The organism is Candidatus Fukatsuia symbiotica (genome assembly GCF_003122425.1).
GTDB classification, from domain to species: domain Bacteria; phylum Pseudomonadota; class Gammaproteobacteria; order Enterobacterales; family Enterobacteriaceae; genus Fukatsuia; species Fukatsuia symbiotica.
The window spans coordinates 2,429,359-2,447,252 of the sequence record NZ_CP021659.1; the positions used below are offsets into that span (position 1 = coordinate 2,429,359).

Genomic DNA, 17,894 nt, shown 5'->3' on the forward strand with positions numbered 1-17,894 from the left:
ATATTATGCTGTTGATACCGTTCTGTCGTCGATACTGGATTGTATCAAAGGCGTCGGATCATACAAGAAGTTAACTCTGTGCGCAATCGGTGCTACAGATTGTAAGGATGATGTCATGCTCGTTTTTCAAATTGCATTACCGGTACCACTGGCTCGGACTTTCGACTATCGATTAGACAGTGTTGTGATATCCCCTGCTGTGGGTGCCCGTGTGAGGATCCCCTTTGGTAAACGTAAGGCCATTGGCATAGTGACCGGGATCAGTACAACCAGTACATTGCCTTACGAAAAACTCAAAGCTATTGAGGCTATTCTGGATAGTCAGAGTCTATTCCCTGTTAGCCTGTGGCACATTCTTTGTTGGGCTGCTGATTATTATCATTATCCCATCGGGGAGGTATTATTCCATGCGCTGCCTATCTTGTTGCGTCAAGGAAAGCCCGCTCAATTTACGCCATTATGTCAGTGGGTTGTTACTGAACAAGGGCGAGCAACGCCGCTAGAAAGCCTGAAATCTGCTCCAAGGCAACAGCGGGTACTCGCTGCCTTGTTACAACAACCGCTTTATCGCCATCAAACGAATGAAATGGGATTAACCCCTGCTGCCTTGAAAAGCTTGAGTGATAAAGGGTTGATCACAGTATGCGAGCAAGAGAGGATAAGCACTGACTGGCGTTGCCAATTTTCGTGCATGGGTGAGCGTCTACAGCTTAATAGTGAGCAAGTGGCAGCAGTGGAAGCCATAGGTCGCGAGGATCAACATTTTGTTGCCTGGTTACTGGCTGGCGTGACAGGTTCAGGCAAAACCGAAGTCTATTTGAGTATATTAGAGAATATTCTTTCTCAAGGGCGACAAGCGCTGATTTTAGTGCCTGAAATTGGTTTGACACCACAGACTATTGCACGTTTCCGTGAGCGCTTTAACGCGCCCGTTGTGGTACTACATTCAGCGTTAAACGACAGTGAACGGTTATCGGTATGGCTACGAGCGCGCAGTGGCGAAGCAGCTATCGTCATAGGTACCCGATCCGCATTGTTCACTCCTTTTTTGCAGCTCGGTGGGATAATTATCGATGAAGAACACGATAATTCATACAAACAACAGGAAGGTTGGCGTTATCATGCGCGCGATCTCGCCATATTTCGGGCGCGGGAAGAAAATATTCCTATCGTCATGGGATCAGCAACACCGGCGTTGGAAACATTACATAATGTACAGCTAGGAAAATATCGACAGCTTACGTTATCCAAACGTGCCGGTAACGCCACAGCTGCTAACCATCATCTAATTGATATAAAAGGATTGCATCTTAAGGTTGGACTTTCTCAACCCTTGCTAGAACGGATGCGAGATCATCTGAAAGCCAAGAATCAGGTTATGTTATTTCTTAACCGTCGTGGTTACGCGCCTGCTTTACTTTGTCATGAATGCGGCTGGATCGCTGAATGTCAGCGCTGTGACCACTATTATACTCTGCACCAAAATCAGCGGCATTTACGTTGTCACCATTGTGACAGTCAACGATCGATAACGATACAGTGCCCAGAGTGTGGCTCTACTCATTTACTCTCTGTGGGTGTGGGCACTGAACAATTAGAAAATGATTTGCGCCCTTTGTTCCCTGATACGCCTATCACACGGATCGATCGTGATACCACTAGCCGTAAAGGATCACTGGAAAAATATTTGGATGATGTTCACCAAGGGGGTGCGCGTATTCTGATTGGTACACAAATGTTGGCTAAGGGACATCACTTTCCAGACGTTACCCTAGTAGCTCTGTTAGATGTAGATGGTGCGTTATTTTCGGCTGATTTTCGTTCATCTGAAAGTTTTGCTCAACTTTATATTCAAGTTTCAGGTCGAGCAGGGCGAGCGGGAAAGCAAGGAGAAGTCTTTTTGCAAACACATCACCCTGAGCATCCTTTGCTGCAAATTTTGTTGCAACAGGGCTATTCAGCTTTTGCTGAACAAACGTTAATAGAGCGGAAGAACGCATTTTTACCGCCTTATACTCGCCATATCATCGTGCGTAGCGAGGATCACGATAATCAGCAATCGATGTTATTTTTACAACAATTGCGTCATTTACTGGAATCGAGTTCTTTGAAAGATGATGCACTCTGGATCATGGGGCCGGTAACGGCTTTACAGGCAAAACGGAGTGGGCGTTTTCGTTGGCAATTGTTACTCCAGCATCCTTCACGCTGCCGATTGCAGCAACTAATGAGCCATTTTCGACCATTAATCACCGAGTTGCCACTGGCTAAAAAGGTCAAGTGGGCGTTGGATGTTGATCCTATAGACAGTTAATTGCTTTCATGAAATTTCGTATCCACAATAGGCCTATATGGCTGAACGACATAATAATGATTATGCACTATATTGAGAGAATAAGGCGTCAAGGCTGCAATTTAAGTCCCTTCTTTTGCTTTTGGCTTGTGCCCATTTATGTTCAATGGGATTGAGAGCAGGTGAGTAGGGAGTGAGATATTCAATCCGATGCCCGGCTTTACTGATAGCCTGCTGAATGTCGAGACGTTTGTGGAAACTGGCGTTATCCATCACGATGACACAATGAGGAGGAAGAGTAGGCAAAAGGCGCTGGGTAACCCAGGCGTAAAAAACATCACTGTTAATGGAACAAAAAAATAAGCCGACCGCCATCAGGACGGTTCCCAGTAACGCGCCAATGACATTTGTCCGGCCCTTAGCCTGCCCATCCTGGGTACCCCAACAGCGTTGACCTCGTGCAGCATAACCGTGGGTTCGTGGCCTATCGTGTGCGAAACCGCTTTCATCCAGATAAACGACCGGTTTTCCCTGCTTTTTATAGCAGGCTATCGTGTCCTGGAAGGCACGCCGTGTCTCTTCGTCTGCCTTGGGATGACGCAGGGTTTTTTTTATAGGTGACACCCAGGTTTTTCAGTGCCTGCCAAATGGCTTTCTGGCACACCTGAAAGCGCGCCGCCCGTTCCCGTTGGTAAGCATCGGGATAAAGTGCAACATCTTCAGCTAACGCCACTTTATCAAGCTTACGCCGACGGGGGAAGAAGCTTTAACCTCGATACGACTGAGCCAGCGGGTAACGGAAGCTGAACCAATGTGGAAGCGTTTAGCGGTCTCTCTGATACTCAAGTTTTCTTGCTCTCGAATACCCAGAACTTTACGGCGAAAATCGACAGAGTGGCTCATCGCTAACTCCCTGTTAAATAATTTAGCTATACATTGTAATCAAAATTAATACGTTACGCTATAACCTGCTACGTGAATTAAAAGATAATAATGCTCAGAGGATAAAAAATATCTACGCTAAAAACTTAGCTCCCTATAATATGCAGCCTGGTTTTTATCCAGGGTCGATATATAACGCCTTTCTTACATTGCACTAACAGATAGAATTTGGTTTATGATAAAAAAAGATCGATCGTTGACAATGTCTTACTTAGAATTCAATCGGACTCAGTGGGCAGCCTTGCGTAATTCGGTTCCACTCACATTAACAGAAGAAGAACTTATTAATCTTCAAGGGATTAATGAAGATTTATCATTAGAAGAAGTTGCACAAATTTACCTTCCTCTATCACGTTTGCTTAATTTTTATATCAGCTCTAACTTACGTCGTCAGGCGGTGCTGGAACAATTTTTGGGTAGTGATGGGCAGAAAATTCCTTATGTTATTGGCATCGCTGGCAGTGTTGCTGTCGGTAAAAGTACTACGGCGCGTCTATTACAAGCATTGCTGAGTCGTTGGCCGGAGCATCGGTGTGTTGAACTTGTTACTACCGACGGTTTTCTTCATCCCAATAACGTGTTGCATGAACGTGGTTTAATGAAAAAAAAAGGTTTTCCTCAGTCCTATGATATGCATAATTTAGTCAATTTTATTGCTGAAATTAAATCAGGATCCTGTCAGGTAAGGGCTCCGGTTTATTCACATCTAATGTATGACGTAGTGCCCGATGGTAATAAACTCGTTAAACAGCCCGATATTCTTATATTAGAAGGATTGAATGTGCTACAAAGTGGGATGGATTATGCTCATGATCCCCACCATGTATTTGTTTCTGATTTTGTTGATTTTTCAATCTATGTCGATGCACCTGAAAATTTATTAAAAAACTGGTATATCAATCGGTTCCTTAAATTCAGACAGGGTGCGTTTGCTAATCCAGATTCTTATTTTCACCACTACGCTCGGTTGTCAGAAGAGGCGGCAATTAAGATAGCCACCCAATTATGGGATGAGATAAATGGATTGAACCTAAAACAAAATATTCTACCCACCCGTGAACGGGCTAGCCTGATCATGAAGAAAAGTGCTAATCATGCGGTGGAAAGTGTGCGGCTCAGGAAGTAACGGTTATTTTATTACAGCCGGGCTGCTGTCCCACCATTAGCAAAATAAGCCTTAATACCCGCAAATACGGATTCAGCTATCTGTTGCTGGAAGTGGCTAGTACGTAATTTTCGTTCTTCCTCAAGATTACTGATAAATGCGGTTTCTACGAGGATAGATGGGATATCCGGTGCTTTTAATACCGCAAATCCTGCCTGTTCAACACGGGTTTTATGTAATTTATTGATCTTGTCCATGCGTTTGAGCACTTCTTTACCAAATTTCACACTATCCTTGATAGTCGCGGTTTGTAGCAAATCAATCATCGTGTGATCCAGGTAGTGATCACCACTCTTGCTGACTCCACCTATCTGATCTGCTTCGTTTTGTGTTTGTGCTAAAAAACGTGCCGCAGTACTGGTCGCACCTTTGGTTGAAAGCGCAAATACCGATGATCCTTTAGCTGCGCGATTGGTGAAAGCATCTGCATGCAAAGAAACAAAGAGGTCAGCACGTAGCTTGCGTGCTTTAGCGACACGGACGGTTAAGGGAATAAAAACATCTTCATTACGAGTCATATAAACTTGCATATTGGGTTCTCGCTGTATCAGCGTCCGCAACCGCCGGGCTATCTGTAGCACAACATCTTTCTCGCGGGTCTTATTTTTGCCGATGGCACCAGGATCTTCTCCACCGTGCCCAGGATCAAGCATAATGACAATCGGTCGATCGCGACCCGCCTTACCTGCTGATGGTGATTTATCCGGCAGGGTGCGTTCTAAATTACCTCTATTGTAATCTTCCAACAAAGCTAATAGTGGATCGTCTTCTGTTGTCACGCCAGCGACAGGATAAAGATCAACTACCAAACGATGGTGAAATTTCGCAATAGGTTTCAAGGTAAAAAGCTGTGGACTGATACCTTGTTTAAGTTCGAGCACCAAACGCAATGTATTTTTATTAAACTGACCTACTCGTATCCGCTTGAGATAGGGATCGGCTGATCGAACCTGGCTATTGATCTCCTTAAGCACTCCGTTTAAATGTAAACCTTCAATATCAATGACAATCCGATCCGGTTTAGACAACAGGAATTGCCGGTATCTGAGAGGGATATTCGATTCTAATGTAACCCGCGTATAGGTTGATGAAGGCCAAATCCGTACCGCAATAATCTGTGCAGGGGCGGCGAACCCAATTTTGCTGACACTCAGCATCCAACTTGCTGCTATAGCCTGTAACAGACGGCGACGCTCAGGATTATAAATTGAATTTGCCATGATACTCCCAAGGTCATTATTACGTCAGTTTTGCTGCTTTTAGCTTTACTGTTTGCAGTGCGGTGAAAATTCGTTCTTTGTCGGCATCACTTAGCTTAGGCTCATCGACGATTTGCATGAGTCTGTCACGGGAGACTTGATCGAAGCCGATATTAGCAGATAATCTTCGCCGTAATTCTTTAATTAATAAATCACTTGATAGCGCAATATCTGCGCGTATTTCTTCCAATTTTCTTGGCTGCCAGTCTATTTGTGGTGTTGTCAACCAATCTGCACGGTAACGATATTGAATGACTTTAGCAGTCTCCATCAATGCAGTAAAAAGTGGCTTAACGGAATCCGCATCCAAATGGTTCGCCTCCGCTGTTCTCATTGCTTTCTGTAGCACTTTTTGTTCTTGCCTGAGATCCTCAACCGCTAGATGCTTGATAGCTTTATCAGCTGCCACTTCTTTCATATAGGATAATCGTTGATCAATTAGCGAAAATACTTTATCCATTTCACTGGCATTGACCGAAAAAATTGTCATACAACTCACCAACATCCAAATTTTCAAAATTCTTGGCATTATTTTTCCTCATTAATAGACTTCTTGCATAACCGGCTGCGTGGTGTGAATTCGGCGTTACGTGGTGCTCGCAATCCTCATGTATTCGTATGTTAACGAAGGTCTCTGCACGCTTTGACTTCATATAACGAATGACGGTTTCCGCAGGAAGTCTAATATAGCCAATAGAAATTATCAGCCCCCGTAATGCAAGTTTATCTCATGTCAGTTAGCTGTGGGTAAGGAAAATCAAAGATAGCCTGCTAGATTTGTCTATCATTTTCCCGCATTATAGGCTACTGGTTTCGCGTGTTCTTTTGAGAGCCTGTTCGAGATCTACTGCATTCGCTGATACTTCGTCAGAAATGGGTTCGGAATGCTTATTTGCTTCCTCGGTATCGTATATAAAAAGTGACTGCGTTTTTTCGCCTATTTTCTTGTCTGAGCATTGCTCATGACGATTTCGAATAGGCTCTAGAGGATATTTCCATGTTTAATACCACGGCAAAAATTCGGTACCGTCTTTATGGCATCAGAAATTGCGCTACCATTCAAAAAGCACGCGCCTGGTTGGACGATCATGCTATTGCTTATAAATTCCACGATTATCGTGTTGATGGGTTAACAGCGGAACGTCTGCAAGATTTTATTGATACTCTGGGATGGGAATCTCTGCTAAATACCCGCGGTACTACCTGGCGTAAATTAAGTGAGGCAGAGCGTGCGGTGGTGATTGACGCCAGCGCAGCCAAAGCTTTGATGCTGGCACAGCCTGCGCTGATTAAACGACCTTTGTTGGAAGAATATTCCGGTAGAGTACTGCTTGGTTTTGATCCTGCTAGCTATCAACAGTTTTTTTCCGAGGCGTCATGATATGAGTTGTCCGGTCATTGAACTCGCCAGACAATTAATTAAACGTCCATCGCTTAGCCCAGCAGATGAAGGTTGCCAGACGTTACTCATGGAACGCCTGGAGCAGATTGGTTTTAACATCGAACCGATGGATTTTGCTGATACTAAGAATTTTTGGGCATGGCATGGTCATAGTAGTGAGGAGACATTAGCTTTTGCTGGGCATACCGACGTTGTACCGACCGGTGATGAACGTCAGTGGATCAATCCACCGTTTGAACCTACGATCCGCGATGGGATGCTTTACGGTCGTGGTGCTGCCGATATGAAAGGTTCACTGGCTGCGATGGTGGTTGCTGCTGAGCGTTTTGTCGCTGCAAGGCGTAATCATGGTGGTCGCCTGGCGTTTTTGATTACCTCAGATGAAGAAGCCAAGGCGACCAACGGCACGGTCAAAGTGGTCCATGCGTTAATGGAGCGCAACGAACGACTGGATTATTGTTTGGTTGGCGAACCTTCTAGTATGCAGTGTGTTGGCGATGTAGTTAAAAATGGTCGGCGTGGATCCATCAGTGCCAATTTGCTGATCCGTGGCGTACAAGGACATGTTGCTTATGCTCATCTGGCGGATAATCCGATTCATCGTGCACTACCTGCTTTACAAGCACTGGTGGCGACGGAGTGGGATCGAGGCTATCAATTTTTTCCTGCTACCAGTATGCAAATCACGAATATACAAGCCGGTAATGGCAGCAGCAATGTTATCCCCAGTGAACTATTGGTGCAGTTTAATTTTCGTTTCAGCCCAGCACTGACCGATACACTGATCAAAGAACAGGTAGAAGCGTTACTGACTAAGCATCAGTTAACTTACGACATTGATTGGGTGCTTTCTGGTCAGCCATTTCTGACGAACGAAGGAAAGTTGCTCGAGACAGTGATCAAGGCTGTGGAGTATTACAGTGAAATCACACCACAGTTGCTCACCACGGGGGTACATCCGACGGTCGTTTTATTGCTTTAATGGGTGCACAGGTGGTAGAGCTTGGACCCGTTAATGCCACCATCCATAAAGTGAATGAATGTGTTAAGGCTGCTGATTTACAATTACTGAGCCGTATTTATCAACGGATTATGGAGAAAATTCTTAAATAGACCTCTTGCATAAACTGCTGTGTGGTGTGAATTCGGCGTTACGCGGTGCTCGCAATCCTCATGTACTTGTATGTAGCGCGCAGTGACTGCACGCCAGGTACTTTGACTTCATACCGCACGTGATGGTTTTTCAAGAAATCTAATGCTAGACCATCTGAGCTATCGACCTTTAGAGCCTATTCGAAATTTCTTATGTTCGCTGATATTTTATCAAAAAGTGAGTTCAAAATGCTCATTGACTCCCTTTTGTTGTGTACAAAGAGTAGACTGCGTTTTTTCGCCCATTTTTTCCTCGTCTCAGCACAGCGAAAAAGATTTGGAACAGGCTTTTAGCCGTTCAAACGGGGTTTTTGCTGACGCCAGCTGTCCTGCTGTCGTGGAAAAAGCCATGTTAAAAAAGGGTAAAGATATGGGTTTCTTAGGAGATCTACTCTGGTTGAAAGATTATTGGTGGGTGATATTGATTTTGCTGGTGGGCGTTATTTTAAATGCTATCAAAGCATTATACCGGCTTGATTACAAAAGTTATCTGAAAAATAAACCGCAATTACCTCCTCATCGTGATAATAATGCCGAGTGGGACGACGATAAAGATTAAGAATTGAATGACATCAATAGACTTTTTTCCTAATAGTGGCTCGGTGCCTATTGAGCAACAATGGGTGCCATATAGCGTAACGTATTAATTTTGATTACAATGTATAGCTAAATTATTTAACAGGGAGTTAGCGATGAGCCACTCTGTCGATTTTCGCCGTAAAGTTCTGGGTATTCGAGAGCAAGAAAACTTGAGTATCAGAGAGACCGCTAAACGCTTCCACATTGGTTCAGCTTCCGTTACTCGCTGGCTCAGTCGTATCGAGGTTAAAGCTTCTTCCCCCGTCGGCGTAAGCTTGATAAAGTGGCGTTAGCTAAAGATGTTGCACGTTATCCCGATGCTTACCAACGGGAACGGGCGGCGCGCTTTCAGGTGTGCCAGAAAGCCATTTGGCAGGCACTGAAAAACCTGGGTGTCACCTATAAAAAAAACCCTGCGTCATCCCAAGGCAGACGAAGAGACACGGCGCGCCTTCCAGGACACGATAGCCTGCTATAAAAAGCAGGGAAAACCGGTCGTTTATCTGGATGAAAGCGGTTTCGCACACGATATGCCACGAACCCACGGTTATGCTGCACGAGGTCAACGCTGTTGGGGTACCCAGGATTGGCAGGCCAAGGGCCGAACAAATGTCATTGGCGCGTTACTGGGAACCGTCCTGATGGCGGTCGGCTTATTTTTTTGTTCCATTAACAGTGATGTTTTTTACGCCTGGGTTACCCAGCGCCTTTTGCCTACTCTTCCTCCTCATTGTGTCATCGTGATGGATAACGCCAGTTTCCACAAACGTCTCGACATTCAGCAGGCTATCAGTAAAGCCGGGCATTGGATTGAATATCTCACTCCCTACTCACCTGCTCTCAATCCTCACTTTTACCCACAACGTTGAATGAAAAATGATTCAGGTGAAATTGGATTATTGGTAGAGTCAATAGTTAAATCAGGAAACAGGCACATGAAAACAGTAACGGGTAATGGGAATGAGTGGATCCGGGAAGAATTTCATTAAATTGATTTCGGAGATAAACGCCTTAAAGAGCGTTTTTTTGAAACAGCGGGCTTATTATCATCAAAAGCGTCAGGTTCAATTTACCCAAGCTGTCATGGTTCCTGGTCACAGGCCAAAGGAGCTTATCGATTTTTTAGCAATGAGAGAGTGAGCGAGAGCGCGATATTCCGTACACATTGTGTACAAACACAAAAACGCCTGGAAGGGCATTCACTGGTTTTTTCTCTTCAGGACAGATCAGAGTTGGACTTTGACACACATAAAAAGACAGAGGGGTTGGGAAGTATATCTAAAGCCTATCACAAACATAAAATGGGGTTGATGCTTCATGCAAGTTTGATGGTAACTCAGGAGGGCTTGCCGCTTGGGTTATCCTCGCTTAAATGCGGGTCACGTGTTTCCCGAGAGGAAACCCCTCAGGAAAAACAGCGGCGGCTTTATCAATCGACAATGAAAGAGAAAGAAAGTATTAAGTGGATAGAGACCCTCTACGAGACAGCGGCGCTGATACCCAAAGATACCTGCTTAATCACGCTGGGAGACAGAGAAGCGGATATTTTCGAACTTTTTCGGGTTGCAAGCTCACTAAAAACATTTTTTATTATCCGCAACCGGAAAGACAGAAAATTTATCGATGAAAAGGGGAAAAAAACAACGGTGCAAACCGCCTTGTCAAAGACGCCGATTTTAAAAACCATAGCACTCACCCTGCCCAAAAATCAGCAAAGGGTAGCAAGAACGGCTTATGTGGATATTCGCTCCATTTCAGGCTGGCTCCCCATTAGAAATAATCTAGTTTATGGGCCTACCAATAAAGACGCTTCACGGCATATCCATGAAAAGGTTCACGTATCTGCCATCAGTGTTAAAGAACAGCCTCCTCCAGAAGGAGTAGCGCCTGTCGAATGGGTATTATTGACCAATTTGACGGCCACTGACGCCTTTGAAGCAGAAGAGAAAGTGAATGGGTATAGACTGAGATGGAAGATAGAAGAGTTCTTCAACACACTGAAATCAGGATGTTGTGTTGAACAATGTCGTTTAAATACGGCAACCAAACTAACGAAAATGATCACCCTCAAAAGCATTATCGCCTTCAAACTGATGTATATGACCAAAATGGCAGCGTTGTGTCCTGAGGCTACCTGCACCGATGTGTTGTCAAAGATAGAATGGCAAACGCTGTATTGCAGAATACAGACAACAAGCCGCCTTCCCGAGCATCCCCCCACAGTGCTTCAGGCAATAACATGGCTGGGTCAATTGGGAGGATTTCTTAACCGACGTGCCGAGGGTTTACCGGGAATAATGTCGCTTTGGCGAGGGTATGAGATCCTGCAAGAAAATGTGAGATTGTTCATTATTCTTAATAACAAAAATTGTGGGTAAAAGTGAGACCTCAATCCCATTGAACATCAATGGGCACAAGCCAAAAGCAAAAGAAGGAACTTAAATTGCAGCCTTGACGCCTTATTCTCTCAATATAGTGCATAATCATTATTATGTCGTTCAGCCATATATCGTGATAGCAGAAAGAGTGAGTAGGACGAAATCTGATACAAACTATGATTTTTTAGGTTATCGGGTAAAATGTTAAGGTACGAGATAATTTAATAGGCATTTTGATTTAATTTCGATTGATCGTGATTTTTTGTTTTTAATCTATTGATTTTTATCATAAATAAAAAACTTACAGTCTCTGCGGAATATTGCCACTAAAAACAGGTAAATTACCGCTGTTTTTCCTTAGAACCTATTCGAAATCTTTTATGCTCGCTGATACTTCGTCAAAAACGGGCTCAAAATGCTCACTTATTCTATGTAAACCACGCTTCTTCGCCCATTTTTTCCTCGTCTAAGCGTCGCTTAAGAAGATTTTGAATAGGTTCTTATCGTTAACTTAACTTTTGTAGAGCAATTAATTAACACTATGATCCGTGTGACAGCCATCTCTAATCAACGTTTGGCACAAATTTTTGTCGATTATATGACCACCTTCAACGTTGTCTTGACCCTTAGCCGTAATACGCAACAGGTAGAAATCTGGTTAGGCGATGAACAAAAGCTACCGCTGGTACAATCTGAATGGAAGCAATTCCTGCTTGATCCCTGTAATCCGTGTTATCAGGCGGCCAGTTGGCAAGCTGGAACGCTTAATAGTACCTTACCCTATCAAGGTTTTTTTTCTCTACAAACGATTCTTCAGACCGTACGCAATAAAGCAGGCCGAATGACACTTAGTGTCATGTTACTTTGCGGTGCCATCTATATTTTGATGCAATTCGTGGGTGATACTACCGTCATGTCATGGCTGGCGTGGCCAAAAAATAGTCGCCAATATTGGCAATTATGGCGTTGGATCACCCATGCTTTGCTACATTTTTCACTGTTACATATTTTATTTAACTTGATGTGGTGGTGGTATCTTGCCGGGCAAGTAGAAAAACAACTTGGCAGCGGTAAATTGCTGGTGTTAACTATTTTATCTGCGATATTCAGCGGTTGGGGTCAATCGTTATTTAGCGGTGCTAACTTTGGTGGCTTGTCGGGCGTGATCTACGCTTTAATCGGTTATGTTTGGCTGATTACAGAACGTGTGCCGGGATCTGGCCTTATCTTACCCCGTGGGGTGATGGTTTTTTCTGTGATCTGGCTGGTTGTTGGACTCTTCAATATATTGGCGTTGTCAATTGCCAATAGCTCTCATCTCTGTGGTTTGCTGATTGGCTTACTAATAGCTTTGTGGGATACTCGCACCTATCTGCAGGTGTGATGCAAATCATTAGACTTCTTGTAAAGAAGACTACATGCTGCAAATTCTGCGTTACCTAGCGTTCGAAATCCTCGTGTATTCGCATGTACCTCGCAGTTACTGCGCTCCAGGCGCCCTTGGCCTCGCATAACAAACGACCGTTTTACAAGAAGTCTATTGAGCAATAGGGTGTGCAATTGGAACTTTGCTAAGCTTTTGTTTACAATGCTAAGTGGAAACAAGCATGAACGCACTGTTTCGCCTATCTGAAGGAAGATGACGTGGAAACCAAAGATTTGATTGTGATTGGTGGAGGTATCAACGGAGCGGGTATCGCTGCTGATGCTGCCGGGCGAGGTTTGTCGGTGCTGTTACTTGAAGCCCAAGATTTGGCTTGTGCGACTTCTTCTGCCAGTTCCAAGCTGATCCACGGTGGATTACGTTATCTTGAGCATTACGAATTTCGTCTAGTCAGAGAAGCACTGGCCGAACGTGAAATATTATTACAATTGGCACCCCATATTGCGTGCCCAATGCGTTTTCGGCTACCGCATCAACCTCATCTACGTCCAGCCTGGATGATCCGTGCTGGTCTATTCCTTTATGATCATTTAGGTAAACGCTCCAGTTTACCTGCCAGTCAAAGCCTTCGTTTTGGCTCAGAATCGGTGTTAAAACCGAAGTTAGTGCGCGGATTCGAATATTCAGATTGTTGGGTTGATGACGCTCGTTTAGTGGTGTTAAATGCTCAGGCTGTGGTGCAACATCATGGTGAAGTGCGTACGCGAACCAAAGTCACTCGTGCATGGCGTGAACAGGGTCAATGGAGGGTTGAAGCCGTTGACACAAAAAACGGCTCTACTTTGAGTTGGAAGGCTAAAGGGCTGGTTAATGCTACCGGTCCCTGGGTGAAACAGTTCTTTGATGAAGGTCTGCAACTGAAATCACCTTATGGTATTCGCCTGATTAAAGGCAGTCATATTGTGTTACCACGTGTGCATAATCAGCCACAAGCCTATATCCTGCAAAATGAAGATCAGAGAATTGTGTTTGTTATTCCGTGGTTGGATAAATATTCCATCATCGGTACTACAGATGTGGAATATCATGGCGATATAGAAAAAGTAGAAATTGATGATCAAGAAATCGATTACTTACTGAAAGTGTATAACGATCACTTTATCAAACAATTCGGGCGTGCTGATATTGTTTGGACTTATTCTGGCGTTCGTCCGTTGTGTGACGATGAATCTGATTCACCTCAGGTGGTGACACGTGATTACACCCTGGATATTACCGATGAGCAAACTGCCACTCCACTGTTGTCAGTTTTTGGCGGAAAATTGACCACTTACCGCAAGCTGGCAGAGCATGCGTTAGAAAAACTGCGCATTTATTACCCCGAAATGGGTTCAGCCTGGACTAAGCATAGTAAGCTGCCAGGGGGGGATATTAACGGTAATCGCGACAGTTATACTATGCAATTGGGAGATCGCTTCAAATGGTTGCCACAGGCATTGGCACAACGTTATGCCTACACCTATGGTAGCCATAGCGAGTTGATTTTGGCTGATACTCATGACCTTGCCGATTTGGGTGAACATTTTGGTCATGATTTATATGAAGCTGAACTACGCTATCTGATCAGAAAAGAGTGGGTAACTGAGCTCGACGATGTGATCTGGCGACGCACCAAGTTGGGTATGTGTCTTGATGATGCTCAGAAACAGCGAGTCCAGGCGTGGTTGTCACAGAACGGACTCTGATTATGCCTCCAGAGGAGGGCAGGGAATAAGAGCATGCCCATCTTGCGTAGCACCCCCTGTCTGCTCGGTGTAGTATTCTGTCAATTTATCAATTGTGAGGATGACATCAACAAGAGTAACAGCCTTAGCCTCAGTAAGGTTACTCTCTCTAGGAGCGGAAATATAATACTCCGATAAACCTTTGGCAGGCACTTTGATGCCTTTGAATATGAGTTTAATGCGTTTATCCGGCCTATTACGTAACGGGAAGAAAGAATAATTAATCACTAATAGATTTTTTCTGACAAATAAAAGAAGAAACCGATATTTTTTTGAAAGCAACACTGCTTCTGGTGTGCCAGGCATGATGCATTGCACCGCGCCCCAGCTTGAGTGATCCAGGTATATCACTGGATAACGAAACTTCTCAATCTGAAAAGTGAAGGATTCGGTTCTCGTTTGCTCAATGGGTGTCGTAATCAGTAAAGCAGGTGCATCAATGTTGACATGTTCAACAGTGCTTAGCACTGAAAGCTTACTACTATTTAAAACGAGTATAGAATTAAATCTGAATCTTTCATACAGTGAACCTACTTCATGCACAATATCTACCTGAAAATCTTGCCTTATTCTATTTTTATTTATCTTTATTAAGTTCTGATCGTTTTCATTTTTCTCCATAAAATACACACATTGTTCTTGACGGTTAAAGCCAAGGTAAATATCTAACTTGTGTGTCCCAAAAGGCATAAAAAGTTTTTCTGATGTCGGCTCATACCAACCACATTCATTATTTTCTAGTATAACTTTAACTATTTCATAGCATTGATAGTTCTTTATGCATTCTGTTAAACCCGTTTCTAGCGCATGATTACTTGGGTACTTGCGAGTAAAATCAGGGGTGACGGCAAGTAAAATAGTTTTAAATTCGCTGCCTATTCTTTCAATATCCAAAAGAAGTCCTTCAACAGTAGTACCTTTTAGATGCCCTTCGCCATCTGAATTGATATGGGAAAAAGAAGTCGGCATATCTGATATTGTATTGCCAGTAAATTTGATCAAATGGTGCGATGATAATTTGTCGTTAAATACAATCCCTTGCAAAAGGGTATGTAATTCATCGATGGTTATTCCATCTACATAACCTATTTCGTTTCTGTTGTTGCTGGTGACATCCTTAATCCAGGCACCTTGACTATTATTAGTCATCCCTAGATAACTAAGTTTTTGGCTATTTTCGCTTTTACAAAAAATAAACTGTTGGCTAGCACAATCATACCAGGCAGCCAACGGCTTTAAGCCATCATTCTGTCGCAAACCGGAAAATGTCAAATGAGAGGAGATGTGAATAGGTTTCGTTTGTCCTACTTGAAACTGAATATAACCGTCCATACTTCTTGTCAGTTCCTCGATATATTGAGAAAAATAAATCCACCAATGATTGTGTTTGACTAACCAATTTTCTTCGACCCCCACAAATAGAATATTCTGATTATCGTACAAACCATACAGAAAACCACTCGTAGTATAAATAATCGTATCATTTATACTTAACACGTTGTTATTATGAATATTAAAATGACTCAAATTAATTTCTGTAGAAGAATTTTTATCCTGTTGAACATAGAGTTTTACGAATTTCTCATCCTTATCCATAATACTCCAAAAATGGTAATGTTTGACACTAACGGGTGTATTGATTGCTATGGCCGCTTCTTCATCTATAACGATCTTTGTCGTTCCTGCATAGCTAACTAAATATTCTGAATTATTAGCTATTTCATTGGGTAAGGTCGCGTTGATATTACCCTTTGCAATAGGGTTGTACTCCGATGACCATACTAAGCGCCGGCCAATAGATAGAGTAGTCTCTGTTTTAGGATTGAATAGGGGAATGATATTTAGCCCGGTACGACCCCATGGATCAATTATTTGTGGAGAGACTGTTGTGTAGTTTGAATTGGCATTGTTTTTCATGAAATCGCTAAGAGTCACTAATTCCTTGGTTTGAATGAGTTGTGTAGCTAAATTTACGGGTAAATCACGTGCCTCTGTGAATATTAATCCTTTTTCAGGGTATTTGGTGTCAATTTTATATTGCAAAATCATTTGTAATACATGATTTTCTTGTTTATAGCTATAGGACTGTTCAAAGAAGATAAATCTATCGATATTTTTTTGGTTGGTGAATGTTATTATCTTTGATGGAGAAGGATACGCAACTTGTCCTTGAATAACACTATCAGGAAGATGACAAAATGGAAGGTAAACTTGTTTTAGCGTTTTATTTGAGATATCTGATACCCAGAAAAGATCGTTATAGACTTGTTCAACACCATCAACTGTTATCGATAAATTGCCTTTAAACCAAATATATATTTCACTGAAAAAAAGTATTTTAACATGACTACGTTTAGTATTATAGAAAAGTGTACCCTCTTTATTTTCTGTCTGAACGAAATTTTTGCTTTGCACAGAATAATAAACATTGTTGCTTTCTTCATTACCGAAAATAGCCAGGTTTTTTACCGGGATATATTTCAACACTTTTGCCGAATCTTTTGTCATTTCCTCAAGATAGGCTCTTACCATTTGTGGCATACGTGATGCTTCGTCCATATTTCTTATACGTCTATCCCCATCGAGAAAATCAATAATTTGAGGAGTCAATTGAGTTTTAAATATTGTCGCATTAAACTCTCGGACAATTAGCTTACCAACAGAATGTGTTGTACTACCTTTAAAATCTATCGTGCCAACTCCAATAGAAAGATGAAAAGTAAGCTTAGTGTTATCTCTGTCGTCAATATTTATGTAAATAGCATCATCTGTTTCACCCGATGCATTAGGCACTGTTCTGAAAATTTTACAACCATTAGAGATAGGCTCCACCTTTGTATCACGAAAATTTTCATGATAAGCCCCAATAATCCAGGTTATACTGGGATTACTACGCGCAATGGTGATATCAGACTGCCCTCTATTTAATAGTATAAAGATAGTGGCTTTACCTTTAGTAGGACCATAAAGTTTATAGTGCAGATATTTTCTATAAAGAGAATCATCTGTTCTTTCATTCTTTTCGATTCCTGGTGCTATTAGTTTATAATCGTCATTACCTAAATAAACATTTACATTGTTTTTCTGATAACGATAGTTCAGGTTTGTTATTGCCATCCAGTTTGTACCCAAAAAATTTTTAATTGGATCGATAAAAGAATTTTCTTTATAAAATTCAAATATAAATTTGGACTCTCTGCTAGAAAAATAACGCATGGCATCAAATTCAGTATCACCTCTCCATTTTATAAGATCTGTTTCAGTATATACAGGATCAATTTTTATTTTAGGGGACATAGGTAAGACCAGTTTTTTTAATGCTGGTTGATTGAACGATGGAAGACCTGTTATGTCTATAGATTGATCCAACGCCACACCGTTCAGTTCACGGAGGTTAATATAAGCCGCCGGATCATTACTGTCGACAATAAAGTCTTCTCCTTGATCCGTTTTTTTACGCATTTGTACACCGATATCATCAAATACGACAAAAGGTTTTCTGGTATTTTCCAGATTAATTGTTTTAATCACAGAGCCTTTACAAGGCATTAACGTA

16 protein-coding genes and 1 pseudogene are annotated in these 17,894 nt (G+C 42.5%); 11 read left to right on the forward strand and 6 right to left on the reverse strand.

All coding sequences use genetic code 11. The features are described 5' to 3' along the window. Positions 1-115: 115 nt before the first annotated feature. Positions 116-2,314, forward strand: coding sequence for a primosomal protein N' (priA, locus tag CCS41_RS11795; protein WP_072550840.1), 2,199 nt, complete (start codon positions 116-118; stop codon positions 2,312-2,314). Positions 2,315-2,374: 60 nt separating this feature from the next. On the opposite strand, the gene CCS41_RS11800 is transcribed toward priA, so the two are convergent. From CCS41_RS11800 to CCS41_RS17280, 3 genes are read right to left on the reverse strand one after another with little or no spacing between them, the layout of a single operon-like run. After that, positions 2,375-2,917: an IS630 family transposase gene (locus CCS41_RS11800; RefSeq protein ID WP_240313755.1), complete on the reverse strand. Its 543-nt coding sequence runs from the start codon at positions 2,915-2,917 to the stop codon at positions 2,375-2,377. After that, on the reverse strand, positions 2,832-3,026 hold the full coding sequence (locus CCS41_RS17275; protein WP_205411424.1) for an IS630 transposase-related protein: 195 nt from the start codon (positions 3,024-3,026) through the stop codon (positions 2,832-2,834). Before CCS41_RS17275 ends, CCS41_RS11800 begins: the two co-directional genes overlap by 86 nt. Further along, positions 3,017-3,196, reverse strand: a complete 180-nt coding sequence (locus CCS41_RS17280) for an IS630 transposase-related protein (RefSeq protein ID WP_119797471.1) — start codon at positions 3,194-3,196, stop codon at positions 3,017-3,019. Before CCS41_RS17280 ends, CCS41_RS17275 begins: the two co-directional genes overlap by 10 nt. A 214-nt stretch (positions 3,197-3,410) precedes the next feature. On the opposite strand from CCS41_RS17280, the gene coaA reads away from it, so the two are divergent. Further along, positions 3,411-4,361, forward strand: a complete 951-nt coding sequence (coaA, locus tag CCS41_RS11810; protein ID WP_072551142.1) for a type I pantothenate kinase — start codon at positions 3,411-3,413, stop codon at positions 4,359-4,361. Between the two features lie 11 nt (positions 4,362-4,372). Here coaA and amiC read toward each other — a convergent pair whose 3' ends face one another. Both amiC and CCS41_RS11820 read right to left on the reverse strand, forming a co-directional pair. Further along, entirely contained in the window at positions 4,373-5,620 is a 1,248-nt protein-coding gene (amiC, locus tag CCS41_RS11815; RefSeq protein ID WP_072551141.1) for an N-acetylmuramoyl-L-alanine amidase AmiC, read from the reverse strand. A 19-nt stretch (positions 5,621-5,639) separates the two neighbouring features. Then, complete coding sequence (locus tag CCS41_RS11820; RefSeq protein ID WP_072551140.1) at positions 5,640-6,188, reverse strand: chorismate mutase; 549 nt, start codon at positions 6,186-6,188, stop codon at positions 5,640-5,642. Positions 6,189-6,656: 468 nt separating this feature from the next. On the opposite strand from CCS41_RS11820, the gene CCS41_RS11825 reads away from it, so the two are divergent. The 9 genes and pseudogenes from CCS41_RS11825 (at position 6,657) to glpD (ending at position 14,299) form a co-directional block, all read left to right on the forward strand. After that, positions 6,657-7,040, forward strand: coding sequence for an ArsC family reductase (locus CCS41_RS11825; RefSeq protein ID WP_072551139.1), 384 nt, complete (start codon positions 6,657-6,659; stop codon positions 7,038-7,040). A gap of 1 nt (position 7,041) precedes the next feature. After that, positions 7,042-8,174 (forward strand): annotated as a pseudogene (dapE, locus tag CCS41_RS11830) (succinyl-diaminopimelate desuccinylase). Between the two features lie 409 nt (positions 8,175-8,583). Then, positions 8,584-8,772 (forward strand): YpfN family protein, encoded by a 189-nt coding sequence (locus tag CCS41_RS11835; RefSeq protein ID WP_072551143.1) that lies wholly within the window; start codon positions 8,584-8,586, stop codon positions 8,770-8,772. Between the two features lie 133 nt (positions 8,773-8,905). Further along, on the forward strand, positions 8,906-9,085 hold the full coding sequence (locus CCS41_RS17285) for an IS630 transposase-related protein (RefSeq protein ID WP_119797471.1): 180 nt from the start codon (positions 8,906-8,908) through the stop codon (positions 9,083-9,085). Further along, positions 9,076-9,270: an IS630 transposase-related protein gene (locus CCS41_RS17290; protein ID WP_119797588.1), complete on the forward strand. Its 195-nt coding sequence runs from the start codon at positions 9,076-9,078 to the stop codon at positions 9,268-9,270. Before CCS41_RS17285 ends, CCS41_RS17290 begins: the two co-directional genes overlap by 10 nt. Next, the gene (locus tag CCS41_RS11850; RefSeq protein WP_162860068.1) at positions 9,185-9,661 is read left to right on the forward strand and encodes a transposase; all 477 of its coding nucleotides are present in this window, start codon (positions 9,185-9,187) and stop codon (positions 9,659-9,661) included. The genes CCS41_RS17290 and CCS41_RS11850 overlap by 86 nt, the downstream gene beginning before the upstream one ends. Before the next feature lie 120 nt (positions 9,662-9,781). Beyond that, the gene (locus CCS41_RS11855; protein WP_119797590.1) at positions 9,782-11,170 is read left to right on the forward strand and encodes an IS4 family transposase; all 1,389 of its coding nucleotides are present in this window, start codon (positions 9,782-9,784) and stop codon (positions 11,168-11,170) included. A 541-nt stretch (positions 11,171-11,711) separates the two neighbouring features. Continuing rightward, entirely contained in the window at positions 11,712-12,554 is an 843-nt protein-coding gene (glpG, locus tag CCS41_RS11860; protein WP_072550429.1) for a rhomboid family intramembrane serine protease GlpG, read from the forward strand. Between the two features lie 260 nt (positions 12,555-12,814). Beyond that, positions 12,815-14,299: a glycerol-3-phosphate dehydrogenase gene (glpD, locus tag CCS41_RS11865; RefSeq protein WP_072550428.1), complete on the forward strand. Its 1,485-nt coding sequence runs from the start codon at positions 12,815-12,817 to the stop codon at positions 14,297-14,299. Here the strand turns inward: glpD and CCS41_RS11870 are convergent, their stop codons facing one another. Continuing rightward, entirely contained in the window at positions 14,300-17,887 is a 3,588-nt protein-coding gene (locus CCS41_RS11870) for a hypothetical protein (RefSeq protein WP_119797591.1), read from the reverse strand. Positions 17,888-17,894: the final 7 nt, after the last annotated feature.

What these genes read in the sequence shown, in the direction of transcription:
- priA (WP_072550840.1), top strand. Translation starts at nt 116, where the DNA reads ATGCTCGTTTTTCAAATTGCATTACCGGTACCACTGGCTCGGACTTTC.
- CCS41_RS17280 (WP_119797471.1), bottom strand. Translation starts at nt 3,196, where the DNA reads ATGAGCCACTCTGTCGATTTTCGCCGTAAAGTTCTGGGTATTCGAGAG.
- coaA (WP_072551142.1), top strand. Translation starts at nt 3,411, where the DNA reads ATGATAAAAAAAGATCGATCGTTGACAATGTCTTACTTAGAATTCAAT.
- amiC (WP_072551141.1), bottom strand. Translation starts at nt 5,620, where the DNA reads ATGGCAAATTCAATTTATAATCCTGAGCGTCGCCGTCTGTTACAGGCT.
- CCS41_RS11820 (WP_072551140.1), bottom strand. Translation starts at nt 6,188, where the DNA reads ATGCCAAGAATTTTGAAAATTTGGATGTTGGTGAGTTGTATGACAATT.
- CCS41_RS11825 (WP_072551139.1), top strand. Translation starts at nt 6,657, where the DNA reads ATGTTTAATACCACGGCAAAAATTCGGTACCGTCTTTATGGCATCAGA.
- CCS41_RS11835 (WP_072551143.1), top strand. Translation starts at nt 8,584, where the DNA reads ATGGGTTTCTTAGGAGATCTACTCTGGTTGAAAGATTATTGGTGGGTG.
- CCS41_RS17285 (WP_119797471.1), top strand. Translation starts at nt 8,906, where the DNA reads ATGAGCCACTCTGTCGATTTTCGCCGTAAAGTTCTGGGTATTCGAGAG.
- glpG (WP_072550429.1), top strand. Translation starts at nt 11,712, where the DNA reads ATGATCCGTGTGACAGCCATCTCTAATCAACGTTTGGCACAAATTTTT.
- CCS41_RS11870 (WP_119797591.1), bottom strand. Translation starts at nt 17,887, where the DNA reads ATGCCTTGTAAAGGCTCTGTGATTAAAACAATTAATCTGGAAAATACC.